The organism is Streptomyces sp. NPDC051105 (assembly GCF_040682795.1).
Classification (GTDB): domain Bacteria; phylum Actinomycetota; class Actinomycetes; order Streptomycetales; family Streptomycetaceae; genus Streptomyces.
This window is the reverse complement of record NZ_JBFBBR010000002.1, coordinates 55,174-77,285: the sequence shown is the minus strand read 5'-3', so window position 1 is coordinate 77,285 and position 22,112 is coordinate 55,174. Positions and strand designations below refer to the sequence as shown.

The following is a 22,112-nucleotide window of genomic DNA, read 5'->3' as shown; positions in this document are numbered from 1 at the left end:
CTGGGCGCATGACCCGACGCTACTGCTCGCTTCCGCGGCAGTCGGACCCGGTGTTCGCCCCGGGGCTGGCCGCCGAGCGGCTGAGCGCGCTGGTCGGCGGGCGGCGGATGTGGGTCAACGGCACCGCCCTGCACTACTACTTCTTCGACGCCGACACCGACTCCTCGGTGATCCCGGTCCCGGGGACCGGGGAGACCCGCCGGGTGCCGTGGGCCGGTGCCAAGGAGCAGCGGGACGTGGTGCGCGAGTGCTTCCGGCAGTGGCGGGACCTGGGCATCGGGGTGATGTTCGCCGAGGTCTCCGACCGGTGCGAGGCCGAGCTGCGGATCGGCTTCCAGCTGGGCGACGGCTCCTGGTCGGCGGTCGGCCGGGACGCGCTCTCGGTGGGCGCGGGCGAGCGCACCATGAACCTGGGCTGGGACCTGACCGGGCCCGGCGGGCGCTGGATCGCCCTGCACGAGATCGGGCACGCGCTCGGGATGCGGCACGAGCACCAGAGTCCGTTCGCCGGGGTCCACTGGGACGACGAGGCGGTCTACGCCGACCTCGCCGGCCCGCCGAACCACTGGAGCCGGCACACGACGGACTTCAACATCCTGCGCAGGCTGGACCCGGCCGAGGCCAACGGCTCGGTGTGGGACCCGCAGTCCGTGATGCAGTACTCCTTCGGCCCGGGGCTGATCCTGGAGCCGGAGCAGTACCACGGCGGTCTGTACCCGCCGGGTTCGCTGTCCCCGGCGGACAAGGAGTTCGTGCTCCGCTGGTACCCGCCCACCGAGGCCCCGGCCACGCTGGTGCCGTTCCGCTCGGCGCCGCTCGGCCTGGGCCCGGGCGAGCAGGCGGATTTCGTCGTGGAGCCGCCGGAGACCCGCGTGTACGACGTGGGCACCTTCGGAGAGAGCGACTCCGTCGTCGTGGTCTTCGAGGAGCGCGACGGGGAACCGCGCTACCTCGCCGGCCACGACGACGGGGGCACCCCGCACAACACCGCGATCAGGGTCCGGCTCGTCAAGGGCCGCCGCTACTTCGTCCGCGTCCGTCTCCATTCCACGTGGGGGTCGGGGGAGACAGCGGTCATGTGCTGGTAACTCCGGCACACGACCGCGACGCGGAGGTCGGACCACTGTCCGACACCGGGGGAAGCGGTCGCGGCACGTAGCCTTCGGGGGAGGGATACGTGTCGCGACCACACCGGTGCGCTTGTCATTCCGCCAGGGATACGCCCCCAGGGGCGCGGGGAACTGCGCGACCAGCCCCCACGCACCCGCACCCGCACCCGCACCCGGCAGCGCCCCGCCCCACCCCTCCCTCTAGCCGCCCAACTCCAACGGTCGCGAAGGGTCCTTGGACCACTCCTCAAGCGAACCGTCGTACACGGACACGTCCTCACGGCCGAGAAGCGTGAGCGCCAGCGCCGCCCCCGCCGCCGAGATCCCCCCGCCGCAGTAGAGCACCACCGGTGAGGCGTCACCCAACTCCCGTACCTTCGCTTCGAGTTCGGCGGGCGGCAGCCCCCGCCCGGGCAGGCTGACGCTCCCCGGAATATGCCCCCGCCGGCTGTACCGCGTCGGCACGGACCCGGCGTACCCCCCGGAGGGCAACGCACACACCAGCACCCCGGGCCGCTCCCCCCTGCTGATCGCCGCCACCTCCTCGATGTCCGTCCAGAGTTCGGGCCGCGGCACCGGCGCCACCGGTACGGCGACCGCGGGCTCGGGGGCGTCGTCCCCCGTGGCCACCGGCCGCCCCGCCGCCTCCCAACCGGCCAGGCCGCCGTCCAGCACCGCGGCCGGGACCGAGATCGCGCGCAGCATCCACCACAGCCGGGCCGCCCAGATACCGCCGCCGGTGTCGTAGGCGACAACCTCGGCCCCCTCCCCGACGCCCAGCCGGGCCAGCGCGGCGGCCAGCGCGTCCGGGGCCGGAACGGCGAAGTGGTAGGGAGCGCCGGGGTCGGAGAGCTCGCCGGTGAGGTCGGCGTGGCGGGAGCCGGGGACATGGCGCTCGGCCCAGCCGGCGCGGCCGGAGGCGGAGCGGTGGTCGCCGTCGTGGCGGGGCGAGGGCAGCAGCGCGGTGGCGTCGAGGACGACCAGCCGCGGGTCGTCCAGGTGGGTCGCCAGCCAGGTGTCGTCGACGAGGGGGCCGGGCAGCAGGGTGGTCATGGCGGCCGATCGTACGCCCGTGACCTGGAGGTCTCACTGAATGGGCAGAGGCGTCCCACATTCCGGACTCCGCTTGCGCGGCAGGCGGGAGCTGCGGTTATGGTTTCGGCCATCTACGCGGGAGCCCCTCCCCGACCGGGCTGAGAGGGCGTCTGGGATCCGTTCGCCGAGCGCGCGCGGTCCCCATGGGGACGCCGACCGCACCAGCAGCGCTTTGCGCCCCGCGTAGGAGTCCACGTGTTCCCAGCAGTAGAGCCGCAGTCCCCGGCGCCTGACCGCGCTGCCCGCTCCTGTTGTTGTCGCACCTGCTGTCGCCGGTCCCGCTGACCGCCACCTCCCGCATCCCGCTCACCCCCGCGCGCTCGCGCACGCCATCTTCGGAGTACCCCCATGCCGCACATACGGGTCATGCTTGACTATTTCCACCCATGGCCCAATTCCGCCGGTCTCTACGTCGCCCGTGCCCACCGCTGGTACGCGGCCGCGGGTCTGGACGTCGAACTGGTGGTGCAGGATCCGGGGCGCGGGGACACGCTGGAGTACCTGGCCCGGGGCGAGGTGGACTTCGGGATCTTCCCGCCGAACCGGCTGCTCGCCCGCCGGGCGGCGCTCGGCCAGCCGCTGGTCGCGGTCGCCGCGATCAACCACCGTGGTCTGGAGGCGATCCAGACCACGACCTCCACCGGCATCAACCGCCCCCGCGACCTGGCCGGCCGCCGTCTCGCCTTCAACCCGACACCGCGCGGGCGGGCGATGGTCCGCCATCTGGTGGCGGCGGACGGCGGCGACCCCGACGCGGTGATCACGGTCGACGCGGGCGCCCGCGAGCTGACCGTGGACGACATCGAGGCGGGCGAGGCGGACGCGACCTTCGGCAACTACTGGTCCTGGGACGCACTCCGCGGCGACCTGCCCGAGCGGCGGCGCCTGACCTGGCCGGTCGACGAGATCGGCGCACCCCGCTACCACAGCTATCTGCTCGGCACGAGCGAGCGGCTGCGCGACGAGCGGCCGGCCCTGGTGCGGGACTTCCTGACCGTGACGGCCCGCGGTTACGCCACCGCCGCCGGGGAGCCCGACGCCACCCTGGAGATGCTGGAGCGGGTCATCCCGTACTTCCCGCGCCCGCTCATCGCCCGCTCCCTCGCCCTGATCGCGCCCACCTGGACCGATCCCCAGGGGCGCTGGGGTGTGATCGACGAGGGCCGTATGGGTCCCTACGCGCACTGGCTCGCCGAGAACGGCGCCATCGCGCACGACCACGACTGGAACCGGTCCTTCACCAACAGCCTGCTGGACGTGACCGCATGACCTTGCTCACCCGGCGGCTCGCCGTCGACTTCAAGCGGGTGGACAGCGCGCTGTGTCGGGCCTGACCGCCCCGCACCGCCGCCCGACTCCTCCTCCCCTCCCCGTACGAAGGACCCCTCCCGTATGCTCCGCCGCACCGCGCTGTCGGCCCTGGCCGCCACGACACTGTTCGCCGTCACCACCGCCTGCTCGGCCGATGCCGACTCCTCGGCCGCCGCCAAGGACGGCACCACCTCGGTCACCCTGGCCCTGGACTGGACCCCCAACACCAACCACACCGGCATCTACGTCGCCCAGGCCAAGGGCTGGTTCAAGGACGCCGGTATCGACCTGAAGATCATCCCCTACGGCTCGACCGCGCCCGAGACCCTGATCGCCAACCACAAGGCCGACTTCGGCATCTCCTACCAGGAGGGTGTCACCACGGCCCGCGCCGCCGGCCAGGACATCACCTCCGTCTACGCCGTCACCCAGAAGACGGACGTGACCGTCTCGGTACGCGCCGACCGCACCGACATCACCTCGCCCAAGGACCTGGACGGCAAGACGTACGCCGGGTTCGGCGCCCCCTACGAGAAGCCGCTGCTGCAGAAGGTGATCAAGAACGCGGGCGGCACGGGCGACTTCAAGCAGGTCACCCTCAACACCTCGGCGTACGCGGCGCTGTACGCGGGCAAGGCGGACTTCGCGATGCCGATGCCGACCTGGGAGGGCCTGGAGGCGAAGCTCAGCGGCAAGCCGCTCAAGGACTTCCAGCTCTCCGACTACGGCTTCCCGGCGATCTACTCCACGCTCATCGCGTCCTCCGACCAGTTCCTGAAGAAGAACCCGGCGGTGGCGAAGAAGTTCCTGGCCGCCGTCGACAAGGGCTACCGCTACGCGGCGGAGAACCCCGACCAGGCCGCCGACCTGCTCGTCGCCGCCAACAAGAGCGTGCTCACCAACACCAAGCTGGTGAAGGAGAGTGCGCAGCTGCTGGCCAAGGAGTACTACAAGGGCGCCGACGGCACCACCGGCACCCAGAGCGCCGCGCGCTGGAAGGCCTTCGCCGACTTCGAGTACGGCGCCGGGCTGCTCGTCGACGCGAACGGCAAGAAGCTGACCAAGGCTCCGGACACCTCGACGTTCTTCACGGACGCCTACCTCCCGGACACCAAGTGAGGTCCGTCCTGCGGTCGTTGTGGCCGCCCCTGCTGGTGCTGGCCGTGGTGGTCGGCGGCTGGCAACTGTATGTGACGGCGGCCGGTGTCGACCCGACCACGCTGCCCTCCCCCGCCCGGGTGGTCGGGCAGGGCTGGCTGAACCGCCAGGACCTGTGGGACCAGACGTTGCCCACACTCCAGGAGACGCTGCTCGGCTTCGCGCTGTCGTTCGCGGCGGCCTGGCTGGTGGCGGTGGTGCTGGACTTCTCGGCCGCCGCGCGCCGAGGCCTGTACCCGCTGCTGGTCGCCTCGCAGACGATCCCGATCGTGGCGGTCGCCCCGCTGCTGATCATCTGGTTCGGCTTCGGGCTGCTGCCGAAGATGCTGGTGGTGACGCTGACGACGTTCTTCCCGCTGGCCGCCAACCTGGCCGCGGGCTTCGCGGCGACCGACCGCGAGGCCATGCGGCTGCTGCGCTCGCTCGGCGCCGGGCGGTGGCGGGCGTTCCGGCTGGTGCGGGTGCCCAGTGCGATGCCGTACTTCTTCGCGGGGCTGCGGGTGAGCATCACCTACGCCGTGGTCGGTGCCGTGTTCGCCGAGTACGCGGGCGCCGAGTCGGGGCTCGGGATCTACATGCAGGCACAGAAGAGCGCGTTCCGGACCGACCTCGTCTTCGCGGCGGTGGCGGTGACGGCCGCGCTGAGCATCGCGCTGTTCGGGGCGACCTACCTGCTGCAGCGGCTGGCGCTGCCCTGGGAACGGAAGGAGCGGCGGCCATGAGCGGTCTCAGCGTCACGAAGGTGAGCAAGTCGTTCGGGGACCTCGACGTCCTGCGCGACCTCGACCTCACCGTGGAACCGGGCGAGTTCGCCGCCGTCATCGGGCCGAGCGGCAGCGGCAAGAGCACCCTGTTCAACCTGGTGTCCGGCCTCGACCGCCCCACCAGCGGACAGGTGCTGGTGGAGGACGAGCCCGCCGGGGTGGCCTCCGGCAAGGTCGCCTACATGCCGCAGAAGGACCTGCTGTTCCCCTGGCGGACGGTCCTGGACAACACCGCGCTGGGCCTGGAGGCGCAGGGGGTGCGGAAGAAGGTGGCGCGGGCGCGGGCCGACGCGCTGTTCGCCGACTTCGGCCTCGACGGCTTCCAGCAGGCGTACCCCTCCCAGCTCAGCGGAGGTATGCGGCAGCGGGCCGCGCTGCTGCGCACGGTGGTCCTGGAGCGGCCGGTGCTGCTGCTCGACGAGCCGTTCGGCGCGCTGGACTCCCTCACCCGCACCGAGATGCAGCTGTGGCTGGCCGGCATGTGGCAGCGGCACCGCTGGACGATCGTCCTGGTCACCCACGACATCCGGGAGTCAGTGCTGCTCGCCGACACCGTCCACGTTCTGTCCCCGCGCCCGGCCACCGTGGTCGACCGCGTCGAGGTCCCGCTGCCCCGCCCGCGCGGCGCCGACGACTTCACGGCACCGGAGTTCGCGGCGACGGAACGGCGGATCCTGGACGCCCTGCGGGGGACGACGGCGGTGACGGCTCCGTGACCGCGCATCGTCCTGCGGGGGACGGCGGCTGGGACGGCTCCGTGACCGCGCATCTCGCCCACGGTCTGGGCACCGAGCCGGTGGAACCGGACTGGCCGCCGCTGACCGACGCCGAGGTCACCGCCGTGACCGGCCCGGCCCGGGTGGTGTGGCGCAGCCCGCGTCCGCTGTCGGCGGCGGCCGTCGTGGAACGGGACGGGCGGCGGCTGTTCGTGAAACGGCACCATGTCCGCGTGCGCACCCCACGGGGCCTGGCGGAGGAACACGCCTTCCTGCGCCATCTGCGGGAGCGCGGGGCGCCGGTGGTGGAGGTCCTGGACGCGGTGGAGCGCGGCGAGTGGACGTACGAGGTGCACTCGGCCGGGACCGGCACGGACCTGTACCGGGATGCGCTGTCCTGGTCGCCGTTCCTGACTACGGCCCATGCCCGGGCGGCAGGCGAGGCGCTGGCCCGGCTGCACCTGGCGGCGGAGGGCTTCGCGGCACCGCGGCGCTCACCGCAGCCGCTGGTCGCCTCGTTCACGGTGTTCGCGGCGTCGGACCCCTGGGCCGCGCTGAAGACGTACACGGCCGAACGGCCGGGGCTGGCCGGGGCGTTGGCGGATCTCCCCTGGTACGAGGACACCCACCGCGTGCTGCTCCCGCTCCACGAGCGCCTGGCCCCGCACCTCCCGGATCTCACCCCCCTGTGGACCCACAACGACTGGCACGCCTCCAACCTCCTGTGGGGTGAGGACGGCGCGGTCGCCACGGTCCTGGACTTCGGGATGAGCGACCGCACCACGGCGGTGCACGACCTGGCCACGGCCCTGGAACGCAACACCGTGCAGTGGCTGGATCCCGACCGCCCGGTCCAGGAGAAGCACGCGATCGAGCTGCTGCGCGGGTACCAGTCGGTACGCCCGCTCAGCGCCGCCGAATCGGCGGCCCTGCCCGCTCTCCTGCCGCTCGTGCACGCCGAGTTCGCCCTGTCCGAGCTGGACTACTTCCACGGGGTCACCCGGTCACAGGAGAACGCCCGGCTGGCGTACGAGTACTACGTCGGCCATGCGGAGTGGTTCTCGGGAGGGGCGGGCCACCGGCTCCTCGAGCTGGTGGCCGCGCAGGTGTGAGTCTCAGCGCCGACGCCATTCCGCCGCGAGGAGTTCGTACGAGCGCACCCGGTCGGCCTGGTCGTGGGTGATCGTCGTGATGAGCAACTCGTCGGCTCCGGTGGCCTCCTGGAGCTGCTCCAGACGGTCGGCGACATGCCGGGGGCTGCCCACGAACTGGGTGTCGAGGCGGTCCTGGACCAGCTCCCGGTCCTCGTCCGTCCAGACGTGGGCCCGGGCCTCGTCGGGCGTGGGGAAGGCAATGGCGCCCTCGGCGGTACGGATGCTGCGGACCCAGGCGCCGTAGCCGGTGGCGAGTTCGCGGGCGGTGGCGTCGTCCTCGGCGACCACGACGTCGGCGGAGACGCTGACGTACGGCTTGTCGAGGACGTCCGAGGGCTGGAAGTACGACCGGTAGCCGTCCACCGCCTCCAGGACGGTGGCGGGGCTGACGTGGTAGTTGGCGGCGAAGCGCAGGCCCCGGGCACCCGCGACCTGGGCGCTCTCGCCACCGCTGCTGCCCAGGATCCACAGCTCGAGGTCGGCGCCCTCCCCCGGGACGATGTGCGCCTCGACGCCCTCCTCGGTGCGGTAGGTGCCGGCCAGCAACGCGAGGATGTCGTCGATCTGTTCGGCGTAGTCCTGGGACTCGGCGCCCGGGAGCAGGAGCAGCTTGCGATGGAGCGCGATCCGCGGGGAGCCGATGAGGCGGGCGAAGGAGAACCGGGGCGGGATGACCAGGCCGTTGGGGGCCCGGCCGTCGACCACCGGGGTCGTCGTCGGGCTCTCCGTCCTCTCCGCGGGCGGGCGGCCGCCGGAGCGGCCGAGGCCCAGGTCGAGGCGGCCCGGATACAGGGCGTCGAGGAGGCCGAACTCCTCGACCGTGGACAGCGCGGTGCGGTGTCCGAGCTGTACGGCGCCGGAGCCGAGCCGGATGGTGGAGGTCGCGGCGGCGGTGAGCGCCAGGACGACCGCGGGGGACGTGCCGGCCACCCCCGGGTTGAGGTGGTGCTCGGCGAACCAGTAGCGGGAGTAGCCGAACTCCTCCGCGCGCTGGGCGAGTTCGATGGAGTTGCGCAGGGCATCGGCGGCGGTGGCACCGCTCGGGATCGGTACCAGGTCGAGGACACCGAGGGGGATGTCAGACATGTGCGCGCTCCTCGGCGGCCGGCAGAACGGGTGCCCACGGGAACGGTGGGTCGGGGATGTCCTTGCGCAGGACCGGGGCCACCGCCGCCTGGAACAGCTCCAGCGAGTCGCGGTGCTGGGTGACGGTCAGCCCGCCGGCGTCGGCGTGCAGATGGAGGACCGTGTGCCCGAACTGGTCGTGGTAGCGGTGCACTTTCTCGATGACCTGCTGCGGACTGCCGATCAGCGCCGAACTGCGCTCGGCGAAGTCCTCCAGGGTCTCGAAGACCACCGGCAGTCCGGCCCGCCGGAAGAAGGCCAGGTTCGCCTCGAACACCGGGCGGTAGGCGGCCAGCGCCTGCTGGCTGGTGGGCGCCACCAGGACGCCCGCCGTGCCCGCGCCGACGGCGATGTCCGCCGGGTCGTGACCGTAGTGCTCCCAGCGCTCCCGGTAGTGGCGGATCAACTCGGCGTAGGGCTCGATGGGGTTGGTGACGTTCGCGGAGAACAGCGGGTCGCCGTAGCGGGCGGCGAGGTCGACGGACTCCTTGCTGGTGGCGCTGCCGTGCCAGACCCGGACCGGCCGCTGGTAGGGGCGCGGCCAGACCTCGGCGTCCGTCAGTTCGGGCCGGAACCGGGTCTTCGCCGTCACCTTGTCCTGCCGCCAGAGCTGCCGGAACACCTCGTAGCTCTCGGCGTTGCGGTCCCACTGGTCCTCGGGCGTGACATGGAACAGCTCGCGCTGGGCGGTGCCGTTGCCCTTGCCGATGATCAGGTCGAGGCGGCCCTCGGAGAGGTGGTCGAGGGTGGCGTAGTCCTCGTAGGCGCGGACCGGGTCCAGCAGGCTGAGGGTGGTGACGGCGGTGAAGAGCCGGATGCGCCGGGTGAGCGCGGCGACATGGCTGAGCACCACCGTCGGCGAGGAGGAGATGAACGGGCGCTCGTGCCGCTCCCCCACGCCGAACCCGTCGAAGCCGAGTTCCTCGGCGAGCACGGCGTTGTCGAGGACCTCCCGGAACCGTTCGTGGGTGGACTTCTGGGTCCCCGTGACCGGATCCGGGCGGTGCACGATCAGGGTGATCGCCAGGAATCTCACGACGCCACCCGCTCGCCCCGCGGTGCGTCCGGGTGCGCGAGACCCAGGTGGTCGCGCAGGGTGGGGCCCTCGTAGTCGGTGCGGAAGACGCCCTGTTCCTGGAGGAGGGGTACGACCTTGTCGGCGAAGACGTCGAGGCCGCCCGGGGTGATGTGCGGCACGAGGATGAAGCCGTCGCTGGCGTCCGCCTGGACGTACTCGTTGATGGTGCGGGCGACGGTGGCCGGGGTGCCGATGAAGTTCTGCCGGTTGCCGGTCTCGATGACCAGGTCGCGGATCGACCACTTGTTGGCCGCGGCCAGCTCCCGCCATTCCTGGGCGATGGCCAGCGGGTCACGGTACATCCGCACCTGCGCCCGGCCGCGCGAGATGTGCTCCGCGCTGACGTCCGGATCGATCTCGGGCAGCGGGCCCTCCGGGTCGTACGACGACAGGTCCCGGTTCCAGACGAACTCCAGGTGCTTGAGGGCCGTGGCCCCGCTGACCTGCTGGCGGCGCACATGGCGGGCCAGCTCCGCCGCCTCCTCGTCGGTGTCGCCGAGGATGAAGCTGGCGGCCGGCAGGATCAGCAACTGGTCGGGGCTGCGGCCGTACTTGGCGAGCCGGGACTTCACGTCCGTGTAGAAGGCCTGGCCGCCTTCGAGGGTGGCGTACCGGCTGAAGATCGCGTCGGCGCCGGCGGCGGCGAACTCCCGGCCCTCGTCGGAGTCGCCGGCCTGGAAGATCACCGGGCGGCCCTGCGGGGAGCGCGGCACGTTGAACTGCCCGTGGATGTCGAACTGCTCGCCCTGGTGGACGAAGGAGCCGGCCTTGGCGTCCCGCAGGAAGGTGCCGGTGGCCTGGTCGGCGAGGATCTCGTCGCCGCGCCAGGAGTCGAAGAGCTCGTGCGCGGTGGCGAGGAACTCCTTGGCGCGGGCGTAGCGCTGGTCCTGCGGCAGGAAGCCGCCGCGCCGGAAGTTCTCGCCGGTGAAGGCGTCCCAGGAGGTGACCACGTTCCAGGCGGCCCGGCCGTCGGACAGGTGGTCGAGGCTGGCGAACTGGCGGGCCACCTCGTAGGGCTCGTTGAACGTGGAGTTGATGGTGCCGGTCAGTCCGAGGTGCTCGGTGACGGCGGCCAGCGCGGCCAGCACCGTGAAGGTGTCGGGGCGGCCTACGACGTCCAGGTCGTATATTTTCCCGCCCTGTTCGCGCAGCCTGAGCCCCTCGGCGAGGAACAGGAAGTCGAACTTGGCGCGTTCGGCGGTCTTCGCGAAGTGCACGAAGGAGCTGAACTCGATGTGGCTGCCGGCGGCCGGGTCGCTCCACACGGTGGTGTTGTTGACGCCGGGGAAGTGCGCGGCCAGGTGGATCTGCTTCAGGGGCTTGCTCATGTCGGGTGCGGTCCCTTCCGGCTCAGGCGGCGGCGTAGCGGTTGGCGGGGCGGGCGAGCCCGAGCAGGCCGCGCAGGGTGTCGGCCTCGTAGGCGGTCCGGAAGCGGCCCCGGCGTTGCAGCTCGGGGACCAGGCCCTCGGTGATGCGCGGCAGGTCGTGGCCGAGGACGGCGGGCCGCAGCCGGAAACCGGTGAGCCCCTCCGCCGCGAACTCCTCGAGGAGGTCGGCGAGTTGTGCCGCCGTACCGGTGAAGATCCGGGCGTCGCCGGTGTACGGGGTCCCGGCCAGGTCGTCGAGGCGCTCCCGGCGGGCCACCGCCTGGGCCTCGGTGTCGTCGAGGAAGACCAGCAGGTCGCCGAAGACGTGCAGCGGCTCGGCGGCGCGGCCGGCCGCCGCCTGCTCGGCGCGGATCTCGGCGACGACCGAGCGGGCCTGCCCGGTGTCGTGCGGGGTGACGTAGCCGAGGTCGGCCTGCCGGGCCACGAGCCGGTACGGGATCGTCTGGTGGGCGAGCGCGGTGACCAGCGGCTGGCCCTGCGGCGGGCGCGGGGTGATGGAGGGGCCCTTGACGCTGAAGTGGCGGCCCTCGAAGTCGATGTAGTGCAGCTTGTCGCGGTCGACGAAGCGCCCGGTGGCGGCGTCGCGGATCTCGGCGTCGTCCTCCCAGCTGTCCCAGAGGCGGCGCACGACCTCCACGTAGTCGGCGGCCTCGTCGAACAGGTCGGCCACCACCGGGCTGTCGTAGGCCTCGATGCGCGGGATCGTACGACGGCCGAAGTGGCCGGCCTCGTTCGGGCGGGCGGTGATCTGGACGCGCAGCCCGGCGCGGCCGGTGCTGACGTAGTCGAGGGTGGCGATCGCCTTGGAGATGTGGAACGGCTCGGTGTGGGTGGCCACCACCGTCGGCACCAGACCTATGTGGTGGGTGAGGGGTGCGATCCGGGCGGCGATGAGCACGGCGTCGAGGCGGCCGCGCACCTGGTCGGTGCGCTCGTCCGGCTCCAGGAAGTGCGAGGACTGCGGGCCGAGACCGTCCTCGATGGTCACGAAGTCGAGCAGGCCGCGCTCGGCCTCGGCGGCCAGGCCGGCCCAGTAGCCGGCGGTGAGCAGGTCACGGGGGCGGGCGACCGGCTCGCGCCAGGAGGCGGGATGCCAGCCGGTGCCGTCGAGGGCGACGGCGAGGTGCAGGGGGGAAGCGGGAGATGAGGACACAGTGGTGCCTTCCTGGAGGTCCGTACGAGGGCGCGCCGAGGACAGGGGCGCGGCGAGGACAACGGGTCAGGAACAACAGAGCGCGCCGGCCACGCGCACCAGGTCGATGTGCGGCCGGGAGTGCAGGACGGTACGGCGGCTGGGGCTGAGGACACGTGTCATGTCCCGCACCTCCCAGCCTGCTCCGTGTACATCTCGTCGTGACTCACAACAGCCCGGCGTTCGCGGTTGTTCCCGGGCTGCGCACCAGCAGGGTGCGGGTGCGCAGCCGCTCGGTGAAGCCGATCGACTCGTAGAGCCGGATCGCCGTCGCGTTGCCCGGAGCGGCATGCAGGAACGGCGTGTCACCGCGCTCCCTGATGCCGGCGGCGACGGCGCGCACCAGCCGGGTGGCCAGCCCCCGGCCGCGGTGCCCGGGGTCGGTGCAGACCGCGCTGATCTCCGTCCAGCCGTCCAGCCGCAGCCTCTCCCCCGCCATGGCGATCAGCCGTCCCCCGTGCCGGATGCCGAGGTAGGCGCCCATCTCGACGGTCCGCTTGCGGAACGGGCCGGGCTCGGTGCGGGCCACCAGGTCCAGCATCTCGGGCACGTCGTACGAGCCGAGCCGGACCGCCTCGGGATCGGGCTCGGCCCGCAGCCCGGTGTCGACGAACTGGACGCCCACCCCGCCGCCCAGCACCTCCCAGCCGGGCGGTGCTTCCTCGACCGGCTTGATCTTCACGGTCGCGCCGGGGCCGACGAGCGTGTGCAGGTCGGCCCAGGCCTCCGGGTCGGTGGGGTCGGCGAGGGCGGCGTAGGCGTAGACGTCGTCGGGGTAGCGGGCGGCCCGGCCGAAATGCTCGGCGAGGTGGGCGTGCGGACCGGCGAGTGCGGACCAGACGGCGTTGTCCAGGACGCCGCGGGATGCTTCAACGGTCATGTGTGACGTTCTCCGCTGACGACCGATCAGGAGTTGTCCAGCGGCAGCCCGGGCGGGTTGACCTCGGACTTGGCGACGGCCTCGTTGGAGAGGTTGTAGGCGGCCAGCCACTTCGCGTACTGGCCGTTCTTGATCAGGTAGTTGATGGCGTCGGCGAGCGGCTTGGCAAGACCGCTGTCCTTCTTCGCGGTGGCCGCGATCAGACCCTGGAGGCTGGCGCCCGCGCCGGAGTAGGTACCCGCGGTGCGGGTGGCGTTGGGCGTGTTCGCGGTCTGCCTGTTGTGGTAGGCGATGCCGGGGTTGGGGCCGAGGTAGGCGTCGATCTTGCCGCTGTTGAGGGCCAGGTAGACGCTGTTGCTGTCCTGGTAGTACTTGACCGTGAGCTTCTTGCCCTCCTTGGCCAGCTTGGCCTTCCACTCCAGGAGGATCTTCTCCTGGTTGGTGCCGGCGCTGACGGAGACGGTCTTGCCGGCGAGGTTCTCGTAGTTGTCGTCGAAGTTCCAGGTGCTCTTCTTCGGGACCGTGAAGGCGAGGTTGTCCTGCCGGTAGGACGCGAACTCGTACTTCTTCTTGCGCTCCTCGGTGTCGGTGATGTTGGAGAGGGCCACGTCGACCTTGCCGCTGTCGATGCCGACGAACATGTTCTCCCAGGTGAAGCTCTTCAGCTCGGGCGTGAGGCCGAAGACCGCGGCGACCAGCCGGGCGAGGTCGGGTTCGGAACCGGTGAGGGTCTTCTGGTCGTTGCCCACGTAGGCGAGCGGCGGGAATCCGGCGGGCAGGACACCCTCGCCGATGACGAGCTTGCCGCTCTTGCGGACGGAGGCGGGCAGTTCGGCGCTGATGGACTTGACCTCGGAGACCTTGATGGTGGTCTGCTGGGCGGCGCCGTTGGAGACTCGTCCGATGACGACCTCGCCACTCTTGGCTCTGTCGGTCGTCGTAGCGGCGTCGCTGTCGCCCCCGCAGGCGGCGAGCCCGGTGGCGAGGGTCGCGACGGCGGTCGCCGTGGTGAGGCCGCGGATCAGGCTGCGTCGGGAGAGGAGCGTGGGCATGGCCGTCCTTCGTGTTTCAGTGACAAGTGAAAGGGAGGTGGTTCCAGTGAGAAAAGGGGGGTGTTTCAGAGGACCTTGCGGAGGAAGTCCCGGGTCCGTTCGTGCCGCGGATTGTCGAGGACCTCGGCGGGCGGGCCCTGTTCGACGATCTTTCCGCCGTCGATGAAGACGATCCGGTCGGCGACCTCACGAGCGAAGCCGATCTCGTGGGTGACGATCACCAGGGTGGTGCCGCCGGAGGCCAGGTCCTTGATGACGGCGAGGACCTCGCCGACCAGCTCGGGGTCGAGCGCGGAGGTCGGTTCGTCGAAGAGGATGATCCCGGGGCGCAGCGCGAGGGCGCGGGCGATGGCGACGCGCTGCTGCTGGCCGCCCGACAGCTGCCGTGGGTAGGCGCCGACGCGCTCGCCGAGGCCGACCCGTTCGAGGAGTTCCTTGGCCAGCTGCTGGGCCTCGGTCCTGGTCAGCTTTCCGGTGGCGACGGGGGCGGCCGCGACGTTGTCGAGGACCGTCAGGTGCGGGAACAGGTTGAAGTTCTGGAAGACGAAGCCGATCCGGCTGCGTTGGGCCAGGATGGCGCGTTCGGTCAGCTCCTTGAGCCGGTCGCCGTGGCGCTTCACGCCGACCAGTTCGCCGCCGACGCTGACGTAGCCGGTCTCTGGCTTCTCCAGATGGTTGATCACCCTCAGCAGCGTGGACTTGCCGGAGCCGGACGGGCCGAGGATGACGGTGACCTCGCCGGGGCGGACGGTCAGGTCGACGCCGTCGAGGACGCGGTGGGCGCCGTACGACTTGTGGACGTCGTGGATCTCCAGGGCGGCGGGCGCGATGTCCGGTGCGGTGGTCATGCGGCGGCCTCCCGGCGTATCCGTGCCCGCAGGTCGCCGAGGCCGGTGCGGAGTTTCTGGAGTGGGGTCGGCGGCAGCGTGCGGGTGGCGCCGCGGGCGAAGTACCGCTCGACGTAGAACTGGACGACGGAGACGGCGCTGGTCAGGATCAGATACCAGACGGTGGCCACGAGCAGCAGCGGCACGATGTCGCCGGGATAGGTGCTGCCCATGGACTGCACCGAGCCGAAGAGGTCGAGCAGCGAGACGTAGAACACCAGGGACGTGCCCTTGATCAGCCCGATGAGCTGGTTGACGTAGTTCGGCACGATGGAGCGCAGGGCCTGCGGGAAGACGATCCGGGTGAACTGGTAGCTCTTGGGCAGGCCGAGTGCGGCGGCCGCCTCGTGCTGGCCCTGGTCGACGCTGAGGATGCCGCCGCGTACCACCTCGGCCGCGTAGGCCGCCTCGTTGAGGCTGAGGCCGACCACGGCGACCACCATGTCGGTGGCGAGTTTCGTCTCGTCGAACCTGACGAAGGACGGGCCGAAGGGCACGCCGAGGCTCAACGTCTGGTATAGCGCCGAGAAGTTGTAGAGGAAGATCAGCAGGACGATCAGCGGGATCGAGCGGAACAGCCAGGTGTAGGTCCAGCTCACCGCCCGCAGCACGGGGCTGCCGGAGAGCCGGGCGACGGCCAGCACGACTCCGCTGAGGAGGCCCAGCACGGCGCTGAGCGCGGCTACTTCGAGGGTGATGACGAGCCCGTCGAGGATGGTGGGCCGCAGGAACCAGTAGCGGAACCGGTCCCACTGGTAGAAGGGGTTGGTGGCCAGTCCGTGCGCGAACTGCGCGACGACCACCAGGACGACGGCCGTGGCGATCCACCGGCCGGGGCGGCGCAGCGGCTGAACTCGCTGCGCGGTAGCAGGTTTTGATGCTTCATCAGTGGGCGGCGGTGCCTCGGCGAGGGACACGGTGCCTGGGGGTTCGGTCATGGCGGGCTCCGGCGGAGTCGGTCACCCCCGGGTCCCACGGCCGGGACCGCGCGACCGGGCCGCATGCGGGCGGGCGGCACGGTGCGCGGGGGCGCGCGGGGCAGGGGGGCTGGGCGGACGGCGGCACACCGGGCGGCCGGTGTTTCGACGGGGACGCTGAGGCGCGAAGCTGCGGGAAGCCGGCGGAAAGCCTGGTCAGACCCGACAGCGGGCACAGCCCGGTGCGGTACACGCGCTACACAGGGCGCTGTTGACACGGAGCAGGTCGACGGCACGGTCGGCGACGAGCGGGCTCGAATACGGGCGTACGCAGCCCGAGGTGCGGCGCTGGGCCGTCCTGGAGACTGCGTACATGTCCGTCACCTGTCACTGTCGTGCTGGCCCCGGGGGGCCTCGCGCTTACCGAATCGTCGCTTGCCGAAACGTCATCGGTCCGGTCGTCACCTGGGGCACCCCACCGCGATGCGAGGGTTGCCGGTCAGCAAGCCAGGGCTTGACGCTGACGCTCTTGACCGTTCTGGTCCGTAAGTAACGCAGTTGCCCGAACGAATGTCAACGCCTGTCCAAGTGGCGAAACGGTTCGGGCCGCTCTCACCTGCGCGGAAGGCCGGGAGCGTCCGCCGCGTGGCCCGCCCAGTCCAGGATCTGGACGGCCGCGCCGGCGGCTTCCAGGCCCTGGCAACGGCCGTGGTGGCGGCGGGCGATGCCGTCGAGGTCGAGGTGGGCGCCGAAGGCCGGGTGGGCGGCCAGCCGGCGGGCGTAGGCCCACAGCTCCGGGTGGCCGGCGACGGCGTGCACGGCGGAGGCGTCCAGGTGGTTGCGGTGCACGGTGTCGAGTTGCACCAGGGTCACCCACAACTCGACGTCAGCCGCGGTGAGTTGCCCACCGACCAGAAACTCCGCGCCGGTCAGCCGGCGCTCCAGCTCATCCAGGGCGGCGAGCAGCACCTCCAGCGCCTCCGGGTCGCCGCCCGCTCGGCCGGCGTGCTGTGCCGCCTGCTCGATGTCCTCGGCGCACAGCCGCTCGACGGCCTCGATCTCGGCCTCGGCACCGCACGGGTACAGCCGGGTGACGCCGTCGCCGAAGTGACGGTCCAGGTCGCGCAGGATGTCCCGGCCGTGGGTGCTGACGATGCGGCCGGACCAGTCGTCGCTGAGCACGGGTGCGAGGGCCGGTCCCGAGTAGTGGTGGGCGCTCGCCTCGTACAGCGGGCGCAGGGCCGTGTGGCTGCCGTCCGGACCGTCCGGGACGGCGGGCAGATAGGTGACCGGACAACAGTCGTCGAGGGCCAGCAGGCTGTGGCCGACGGCGATGCGGAGGCCGTCGGGACAGGCGGTGGCGAGGTGGAGCCGGTAGCGGCGCGGCACGGCGTAGTGGCCGCTGCGCGCGTCCCGGCCGATGCGCCCCCGGAAGGCGGGGGTGGTCCGGACGGACGGGAGGGCGGCGAACGGAGTGATGGACATGCGTCTCCCCAGGGGTGCGGACGCGCGGACGTACGCGCGGCGGAAGCGTTCGTCGGTGGTGGGCGTTCGGCGGATGCGGCCGCCGGCGGGCACTCAGCCGGTACGGCTGGTACGGCCGGGAGCGGGGGTCAGCCGGTGCGGCTGATGGCGCTGCGGCTGATGGCGCTGCACACACGCAGCAGGTCGATGTGCAGGCGGGAGGTGAGCAGCGGGACGGGGCAGGGCGTACGGCTCTCTCGGCGCTGTCTGCCGGTGACCGTGCGCAGCCGACCCATCTTTCCCTACCTTTTCACTAGGATTCCCACCTGGAGTGTCGATCGGCCTCCGCGCGCCGTCAAGGGGGCGTCCACGCCTGGGACACCCGGCCCCGGCTTGCCGCCGGGCGGGAGCGGCTGTCCGCTGGAGACGCAGGCCGAGTGACAGGAGCCGGATGCGATGAGCGAGCCCCCGGGTCCCGGGCCGGTGCCCGGTGCCGTGCCGGAGACCTTCGCGTTCGGCTGCGGGCGGTGCGGCGAGGCCTGGGAGGCGACCTTCCAGGCGGTGTTTTTCACCGACCCGATCGCCGACCCGGACCTGCGGAGCACCCAGGAGTACGTGGACGAGGCCGGCCGGGCGGTGCGGTCGCCGCTCACCGACGCGGTGTGCCCGCGCTGCGGCAGCCGGAGGGTGCGGATCACGACTCCCGGATCATGACGCTCACCCGAACGACACGCGCGGGTGGTCGGCTGTCGTGCCGGATGGTGGCGTGGGGGACGTACCGCCGTCGTCCGCGGAGGGACGCAGCACCGCTGCCCCCGCGGAGTGACGTACCGCGTTCCCGAGGAGGCAGTCGCGATGATCCGTCCGTCCCGACCCGTGCGTGTTCTCGCCTCGGCCTTGGTGGCGGGGGTCCTGCTCGCCACGGCGGCCTGCACGGACGAGAGTGGCGGCCCCGAGGCCGTGTCCGTCTCGCCGGCCGGGGAGCGCTCCCCCGTGTCCCCGTCGGCGACCCCCGCCCTCACCGGGGCGGGCGCGCAGGCCGCGCTGATCACACCGGCCGACATCGAGGACAACTGGCAGCTGGCCACCGACGCGGCGACCTGGCGCAACTCGATGCTGGTCGGCAAGGTCGACGTGGCCGACTTCCTCACCGCCAAGTCCGACGCCGCGGACTGCCAGCGCCTCCTCGACGGCCTGTACTCCGACAGCCTCCTCGGCCGCGCCTCCGGCGCCTCCGGGCTGCGCGGGTTCACCTCGGAGGACGCCCGGATGCTGTACCAGGCCGGCGACTACGGCTCGGCGAACCTGGACGCCACGCTGGCCTGGCTGAACACGCTGCCGGACAAGTGCGACCAGTTCACGGCCACCGGCAAGGACGGCGGCAAGCGGACCGTGCAGGTGGTCTCGGCGAAGGTGCCGAAGTCGGGCGACGCGCGCGCTGCCCTGACGGTGACCGTCCAGGGCAACGCCAACGGCCAGTCCGCCACCTACACCACGGACGTGGCGGTGCTGCGCATCGGCGCCTCCGGGGCGGCGGTCACCAACGGCGGCCTGTCCGGTGTCGACCACGACAGCACCGCGCTGGCCGTGCAGACCGGCGCCCAGCGCCTCCAGGACGTCCTGTCCGGCAAGACCCCGGCACCGATGCCGAGCCAGTTCGACTAGTGCTGTTCCGGTCGCAGCACCAGCTCAATGCGGCATGGGGTCCTCGGAGTTGGCCTGGGTGGTGCCCGGTTCGCCGTTGTCCCGGTGCCATGCGACGAGGAGTTCGTCGCGGGTGCCGAAGCGGACCAGGTGGCGGCCGACGACACCCTCCAGGAGATCGAGGTTCTCGGGGTCCGTCTCCACGGAGAGCAGCAGGGCACCCTCGGTGGCGGTGAGGGTGCCGGTGCCGTTCTGGAAGACGATCCCGCCGGTGCCGGTCTCCTCGTCCCAGCTGGTCCGGGAGCGGCGGCCGAGGTGGGCGGCGAGCTGCTTGGCGTAGCGGGCGGGGCGGTCGGTGGTGACGCGGGCTTCGGAGCGGGCCATCGGGGACTCCCGGTGCTGCGGGCGGGCATACGGTGACGGGCTCACGCTACGTCGGGGTGGGGGGTGCGGCGCCGTAGCGGAGTCCGCAAGCTATGCATGCCGGTCGCGTCACCCACGCCGCGGTGACGCGCTTCCACACGCTCCGGCGATCGAGTCCGCCGACGGCCTCGACGTCAGTGCGCTCACCCAGGTGCCGTAGCCGCGAGCCGTGGCCTACTCGTACCCGACGACCTCGAAGTCCTGGCTGACGAACACATGGTGCGGCCAGTTGACGCTGATGTTGTGCACCTCGTACTCGCCGTCGGCCAGTTGGACGACCCGGTCGTCGATGCCGCCGGGCACGACGGCCTGCGCGGCCTCGACCGCCTTGTCCGCGGTCCTGCCGCCGATGATCGTCCCTTCGCCCTCGGTGTAGTCCGGGATCTGCCCGACCGACTTGTCCGGTGACGGGGTCCCCTGCTGGAAGGGGATCACTCCGGCCGCCTCGGCGGCCGCCGCTCCGCCGTCGCCGTGGCGCTGCACGACGACCCGGGTCGCCGTGATGGTCGCGCTGTCCACCGTGCCGAGGACGAGCACGCTCGCACCGGTCCGCACGGCCTTGGCCGGCCCGCCGACGGTCTTCGTGGCCGAGGTCTCGTCCACGGTCACCTTGACGCCGGTCGCCGTCGTCAAGGTGAAGCCCGACGAGGACGTGGAGTCGACGATGCCGGTCGCACCGCCCTCGGCCGGACCGGCCGCGGGGGCGGCCGAGGCGGACGTGCCGCCCAGAGTGACGGCGACCAGCGCGCCGGTCAGCCCGGCGGCCATGAACCATTTCCTGCCGAACGCGCCCATGATGGCGCTCCCTTCGTAGGGGGTAGCTGCCACCGAGCCTGCGACCCGTTCCTTTAATGACGCTCACACGTGTCTTAAGACATCCTCAAAAAAGGACTAGACCATTCCGGGTACGCCACGCATGCCGCAGACTCGTCCTGCCCCCACCCGCATCACCTCTTGACTCACGCCGTGAGCTACGCCCCCGACTCAACCTCCCCCCTCTCCTCCCCCGTCTACGGAGTTCCCGCATGCCCAAGTCCCACCGCACCTCCCCCTGGACGCGCCGCAGGGTGCTCGGCGCGACCGCCGGGGGGACGGCGGCCGCCGCCCTCGGCGCGTTCGCCGTCACCCGCACCGCGTCGGCGGCCGCCACCGCGAGCGCCACCGGTGACGTCGTCGGCAAGGTCACCGTCGGCTACCAGGGCTGGTTCGCCTGCAAGGGCGACGGTGCGCCGATCAACGCCTGGTGGCACTGGGCCCCCAACAGCGCCTCGACCCCCTCGCCGTCCAACAACGGCATCAAGGCCTGGCCGGACGTCCGCGACTACACGAAGACGTACACGACGGCGTTCGCGAACTTCGGCAACGGCCGCGCCCCGGGGCTGTTCTCGTCGTACGACCAGCAGACGGTGAACACCCACTTCCTGTGGATGCAGCAGTACGGCATCGACACCGCCGCGCTCCAGCGCTTCAACCCGACCGGCGGCGAGGGCCCGACGCGGGACGACATGGCACAGAAGGTGCGCAGCGCCGCCGAGGCGTACGGCCGGAAGTTCTACGTCATGTACGACGTCAGCGGCTGGACGAACATGCAGTCGGAGATCAAGACCGACTGGACGGACAAGATGTCGGCGCACACGGCGAGTTCGGCGTACGCCGTACAGAACGGCAAGCCGGTCGTGTGCGTCTGGGGCTTCGGGTTCAACGACGACAAGCACGCGTTCGGCGCGGACGCCTGCCTCGACGTCATCAACTGGTTCAAGAGCCAGGGCTGTTACGTCATCGGCGGGGTGCCGACCTGGTGGCGCCCCGGCACGGGCGACTCCCGCTCGGGCTTCTCCGACGTCTACCACGCGCTCGACATGATCTCGCCGTGGATGGTCGGCCGGATCGGCAACTCCTCGGACGCGGACAACTTCTACACCGACGCGACCGTGCCGGACCTCGCCGACTGCGCCGCCAACGGCATCGACTACCAGCCGTGCGTACTGCCCGGCGATGTCAACGAACGCCAGCGCGCGCACGGCGACTTCATGTGGCGGCAGTTCTACAACATGGTCCGGGCCGGGGCGCAGGGCATCTACATCTCCATGTACGACGAGTACAACGAGGGCAACCAGATCGCCAAGACCGCCGAGTCGCAGGCCTGGGTGCCGACCGACTCGGGACTGCTCGCCCTCGACGAGGACGGCACCGCCTGCTCCGCCGACTACTACCTGCGCCTGACCGGCGACGGCGGCCGCATGCTCAAGGGCGACCTGGCCCTGACCGCCACCCGCCCCACCCAGCCCTACGTCAACGGCACCTCGGCCGGCACCCCGGCCACCGCCACGGTCACCCTGAAGGCGCGCGCCAACGGCAGGTTCGTGACAGCGGAGAACGCGGGCGCCGCCGCCCTGATCGCCAACCGTGACACGGCCGGCACCTGGGAGCGGTTCGACCAGATCGACCTGGGCGACGGCGACATCGCGCTGCGCTCACGGGCCAACGGCCAGGTCGTCTGCGCGGACGACGCGGGCGCCGCCGCGCTGATCGCCAACCGCACCGCCGTCGGCGGCTACGAGACCTTCCAGCTGGTGAAGAACTCCAACGGCACGGTGAGTCTGCTGTCCGCGGCCAACGGCAGGTACGTGACGGCCGAGAACGGCGGCGCCGACGCGCTGATCGCCAACCGGACGGCGATCGGGACCTGGGAGCAGTTCGACCTGGCGACGGCCTGAGACTCCGTGAAGGCCCCGCGGGTGCTCGCCCCGCGGGG

23 protein-coding genes and 1 riboswitch are annotated in these 22,112 nt (G+C 71.6%); of the genes, 9 read left to right on the top strand and 14 right to left on the bottom strand.

Annotation, left to right across the window (positions count from 1 at the left end):
* Nucleotides 1-8 precede the first annotated feature (8 nt).
* Nucleotides 9-1,088, top strand: a complete 1,080-nt coding sequence (locus AB0N16_RS04360; RefSeq protein WP_365792939.1) for a M12 family metallopeptidase — start codon at nt 9-11, stop codon at nt 1,086-1,088.
* A gap of 222 nt (nt 1,089-1,310) precedes the next feature.
* Here the strand turns inward: AB0N16_RS04360 and AB0N16_RS04355 are convergent, their stop codons facing one another.
* Nucleotides 1,311-2,162: a rhodanese-like domain-containing protein gene (locus AB0N16_RS04355; protein ID WP_365792937.1), complete on the bottom strand. Its 852-nt coding sequence runs from the start codon at nt 2,160-2,162 to the stop codon at nt 1,311-1,313.
* 408 nt (nt 2,163-2,570) lie between these two features.
* Between AB0N16_RS04355 and AB0N16_RS04350 the strand changes: the two genes are divergently transcribed.
* The 5 genes from AB0N16_RS04350 to AB0N16_RS04330 all read left to right on the top strand — a co-directional run bounded on the left by AB0N16_RS04350 (nt 2,571) and on the right by AB0N16_RS04330 (nt 7,265).
* On the top strand, nt 2,571-3,473 hold the full coding sequence (locus AB0N16_RS04350; RefSeq protein WP_365792935.1) for an ABC transporter substrate-binding protein: 903 nt from the start codon (nt 2,571-2,573) through the stop codon (nt 3,471-3,473).
* 123 nt (nt 3,474-3,596) lie between these two features.
* Entirely contained in the window at nt 3,597-4,634 is a 1,038-nt protein-coding gene (locus tag AB0N16_RS04345; protein WP_365792933.1) for an ABC transporter substrate-binding protein, read from the top strand.
* Nucleotides 4,631-5,395 carry an ABC transporter permease gene (locus tag AB0N16_RS04340; RefSeq protein WP_365792931.1) on the top strand — a complete coding sequence of 255 codons (765 nt, stop codon included), beginning with the start codon at nt 4,631-4,633 and terminating at the stop codon, nt 5,393-5,395. Before AB0N16_RS04345 ends, AB0N16_RS04340 begins: the two co-directional genes overlap by 4 nt.
* Nucleotides 5,392-6,153, top strand: a complete 762-nt coding sequence (locus AB0N16_RS04335; RefSeq protein WP_365792929.1) for an ABC transporter ATP-binding protein — start codon at nt 5,392-5,394, stop codon at nt 6,151-6,153. Before AB0N16_RS04340 ends, AB0N16_RS04335 begins: the two co-directional genes overlap by 4 nt.
* Nucleotides 6,150-7,265 (top strand): phosphotransferase, encoded by a 1,116-nt coding sequence (locus AB0N16_RS04330; protein WP_365792927.1) that lies wholly within the window; start codon nt 6,150-6,152, stop codon nt 7,263-7,265. The genes AB0N16_RS04335 and AB0N16_RS04330 overlap by 4 nt, the downstream gene beginning before the upstream one ends.
* A gap of 3 nt (nt 7,266-7,268) precedes the next feature.
* On the opposite strand, the gene AB0N16_RS04325 is transcribed toward AB0N16_RS04330, so the two are convergent.
* From AB0N16_RS04325 to AB0N16_RS04275, 11 genes are all read right to left on the bottom strand, one after another.
* On the bottom strand, nt 7,269-8,393 hold the full coding sequence (locus AB0N16_RS04325) for an LLM class flavin-dependent oxidoreductase (RefSeq protein WP_365792925.1): 1,125 nt from the start codon (nt 8,391-8,393) through the stop codon (nt 7,269-7,271).
* Nucleotides 8,386-9,468, bottom strand: a complete 1,083-nt coding sequence (locus tag AB0N16_RS04320) for an LLM class flavin-dependent oxidoreductase (protein WP_365792923.1) — start codon at nt 9,466-9,468, stop codon at nt 8,386-8,388. Before AB0N16_RS04320 ends, AB0N16_RS04325 begins: the two co-directional genes overlap by 8 nt.
* Complete coding sequence (locus AB0N16_RS04315; protein ID WP_365792921.1) at nt 9,465-10,838, bottom strand: NtaA/DmoA family FMN-dependent monooxygenase; 1,374 nt, start codon at nt 10,836-10,838, stop codon at nt 9,465-9,467. Before AB0N16_RS04315 ends, AB0N16_RS04320 begins: the two co-directional genes overlap by 4 nt.
* Before the next feature lie 22 nt (nt 10,839-10,860).
* Nucleotides 10,861-12,051 carry an LLM class flavin-dependent oxidoreductase gene (locus AB0N16_RS04310; protein WP_365792919.1) on the bottom strand — a complete coding sequence of 397 codons (1,191 nt, stop codon included), beginning with the start codon at nt 12,049-12,051 and terminating at the stop codon, nt 10,861-10,863.
* A 66-nt stretch (nt 12,052-12,117) separates the two neighbouring features.
* Nucleotides 12,118-12,213, bottom strand: a complete 96-nt coding sequence (locus AB0N16_RS04305) for a putative leader peptide (protein WP_351703418.1) — start codon at nt 12,211-12,213, stop codon at nt 12,118-12,120.
* A gap of 43 nt (nt 12,214-12,256) precedes the next feature.
* Nucleotides 12,257-12,970 (bottom strand): GNAT family N-acetyltransferase, encoded by a 714-nt coding sequence (locus tag AB0N16_RS04300; protein ID WP_365792917.1) that lies wholly within the window; start codon nt 12,968-12,970, stop codon nt 12,257-12,259.
* Between the two features lie 26 nt (nt 12,971-12,996).
* Nucleotides 12,997-14,022, bottom strand: a complete 1,026-nt coding sequence (locus AB0N16_RS04295; RefSeq protein WP_365792915.1) for an ABC transporter substrate-binding protein — start codon at nt 14,020-14,022, stop codon at nt 12,997-12,999.
* A 65-nt stretch (nt 14,023-14,087) separates the two neighbouring features.
* The gene (locus tag AB0N16_RS04290) at nt 14,088-14,870 is read right to left on the bottom strand and encodes an amino acid ABC transporter ATP-binding protein (protein WP_365792913.1); all 783 of its coding nucleotides are present in this window, start codon (nt 14,868-14,870) and stop codon (nt 14,088-14,090) included.
* Nucleotides 14,867-15,847 carry an amino acid ABC transporter permease gene (locus tag AB0N16_RS04285; protein ID WP_365792911.1) on the bottom strand — a complete coding sequence of 327 codons (981 nt, stop codon included), beginning with the start codon at nt 15,845-15,847 and terminating at the stop codon, nt 14,867-14,869. The genes AB0N16_RS04290 and AB0N16_RS04285 overlap by 4 nt, the downstream gene beginning before the upstream one ends.
* Nucleotides 15,848-16,237: 390 nt before the next feature.
* Nucleotides 16,238-16,361: riboswitch (SAM riboswitch) on the bottom strand.
* Between the two features lie 77 nt (nt 16,362-16,438).
* On the bottom strand, nt 16,439-17,311 hold the full coding sequence (locus tag AB0N16_RS04280; protein WP_365792909.1) for a glutathione S-transferase C-terminal domain-containing protein: 873 nt from the start codon (nt 17,309-17,311) through the stop codon (nt 16,439-16,441).
* A gap of 128 nt (nt 17,312-17,439) precedes the next feature.
* On the bottom strand, nt 17,440-17,586 hold the full coding sequence (locus tag AB0N16_RS04275) for a hypothetical protein (protein WP_365792907.1): 147 nt from the start codon (nt 17,584-17,586) through the stop codon (nt 17,440-17,442).
* A 160-nt stretch (nt 17,587-17,746) separates the two neighbouring features.
* Between AB0N16_RS04275 and AB0N16_RS04270 the strand changes: the two genes are divergently transcribed.
* Together AB0N16_RS04270 and AB0N16_RS04265 are read left to right on the top strand one after the other, a co-directional pair.
* Complete coding sequence (locus tag AB0N16_RS04270) at nt 17,747-18,004, top strand: hypothetical protein (RefSeq protein WP_365792905.1); 258 nt, start codon at nt 17,747-17,749, stop codon at nt 18,002-18,004.
* 141 nt (nt 18,005-18,145) lie between these two features.
* A complete protein-coding gene (locus tag AB0N16_RS04265) occupies nt 18,146-18,955 on the top strand; it encodes a hypothetical protein (protein WP_365792903.1) in 810 nt (269 codons plus the stop codon).
* 24 nt (nt 18,956-18,979) lie between these two features.
* Here the strand turns inward: AB0N16_RS04265 and AB0N16_RS04260 are convergent, their stop codons facing one another.
* Nucleotides 18,980-19,318 (bottom strand): DUF2218 domain-containing protein, encoded by a 339-nt coding sequence (locus tag AB0N16_RS04260; RefSeq protein WP_365792901.1) that lies wholly within the window; start codon nt 19,316-19,318, stop codon nt 18,980-18,982.
* Nucleotides 19,319-19,531: 213 nt separating this feature from the next.
* Nucleotides 19,532-20,152: a hypothetical protein gene (locus AB0N16_RS04255; RefSeq protein ID WP_365792899.1), complete on the bottom strand. Its 621-nt coding sequence runs from the start codon at nt 20,150-20,152 to the stop codon at nt 19,532-19,534.
* 230 nt (nt 20,153-20,382) lie between these two features.
* Here AB0N16_RS04255 and AB0N16_RS04250 point away from each other — a divergent pair, with 230 nt between their 5' ends.
* Nucleotides 20,383-22,074: a xylosidase gene (locus AB0N16_RS04250; protein ID WP_365792897.1), complete on the top strand. Its 1,692-nt coding sequence runs from the start codon at nt 20,383-20,385 to the stop codon at nt 22,072-22,074.
* Nucleotides 22,075-22,112: the final 38 nt, after the last annotated feature.

Bases quoted from the DNA above. Each gene is read 5' to 3' on its own strand.
- AB0N16_RS04360 (WP_365792939.1), top strand. From the start codon at position 9: ATGACCCGACGCTACTGCTCGCTTCCGCGGCAGTCGGACCCGGTGTTC.
- AB0N16_RS04355 (WP_365792937.1), bottom strand. From the start codon at position 2,162: ATGACCACCCTGCTGCCCGGCCCCCTCGTCGACGACACCTGGCTGGCG.
- AB0N16_RS04350 (WP_365792935.1), top strand. From the start codon at position 2,571: ATGCTTGACTATTTCCACCCATGGCCCAATTCCGCCGGTCTCTACGTC.
- AB0N16_RS04345 (WP_365792933.1), top strand. From the start codon at position 3,597: ATGCTCCGCCGCACCGCGCTGTCGGCCCTGGCCGCCACGACACTGTTC.
- AB0N16_RS04335 (WP_365792929.1), top strand. From the start codon at position 5,392: ATGAGCGGTCTCAGCGTCACGAAGGTGAGCAAGTCGTTCGGGGACCTC.
- AB0N16_RS04325 (WP_365792925.1), bottom strand. From the start codon at position 8,393: ATGTCTGACATCCCCCTCGGTGTCCTCGACCTGGTACCGATCCCGAGC.
- AB0N16_RS04315 (WP_365792921.1), bottom strand. From the start codon at position 10,838: ATGAGCAAGCCCCTGAAGCAGATCCACCTGGCCGCGCACTTCCCCGGC.
- AB0N16_RS04305 (WP_351703418.1), bottom strand. From the start codon at position 12,213: ATGACACGTGTCCTCAGCCCCAGCCGCCGTACCGTCCTGCACTCCCGG.
- AB0N16_RS04300 (WP_365792917.1), bottom strand. From the start codon at position 12,970: ATGACCGTTGAAGCATCCCGCGGCGTCCTGGACAACGCCGTCTGGTCC.
- AB0N16_RS04295 (WP_365792915.1), bottom strand. From the start codon at position 14,022: ATGCCCACGCTCCTCTCCCGACGCAGCCTGATCCGCGGCCTCACCACG.
- AB0N16_RS04290 (WP_365792913.1), bottom strand. From the start codon at position 14,870: ATGACCACCGCACCGGACATCGCGCCCGCCGCCCTGGAGATCCACGAC.
- AB0N16_RS04285 (WP_365792911.1), bottom strand. From the start codon at position 15,847: ATGACCGAACCCCCAGGCACCGTGTCCCTCGCCGAGGCACCGCCGCCC.
- AB0N16_RS04280 (WP_365792909.1), bottom strand. From the start codon at position 17,311: ATGTCCATCACTCCGTTCGCCGCCCTCCCGTCCGTCCGGACCACCCCC.
- AB0N16_RS04275 (WP_365792907.1), bottom strand. From the start codon at position 17,586: ATGGGTCGGCTGCGCACGGTCACCGGCAGACAGCGCCGAGAGAGCCGT.
- AB0N16_RS04270 (WP_365792905.1), top strand. From the start codon at position 17,747: ATGAGCGAGCCCCCGGGTCCCGGGCCGGTGCCCGGTGCCGTGCCGGAG.
- AB0N16_RS04265 (WP_365792903.1), top strand. From the start codon at position 18,146: ATGATCCGTCCGTCCCGACCCGTGCGTGTTCTCGCCTCGGCCTTGGTG.
- AB0N16_RS04260 (WP_365792901.1), bottom strand. From the start codon at position 19,318: ATGGCCCGCTCCGAAGCCCGCGTCACCACCGACCGCCCCGCCCGCTAC.
- AB0N16_RS04255 (WP_365792899.1), bottom strand. From the start codon at position 20,152: ATGGGCGCGTTCGGCAGGAAATGGTTCATGGCCGCCGGGCTGACCGGC.
- AB0N16_RS04250 (WP_365792897.1), top strand. From the start codon at position 20,383: ATGCCCAAGTCCCACCGCACCTCCCCCTGGACGCGCCGCAGGGTGCTC.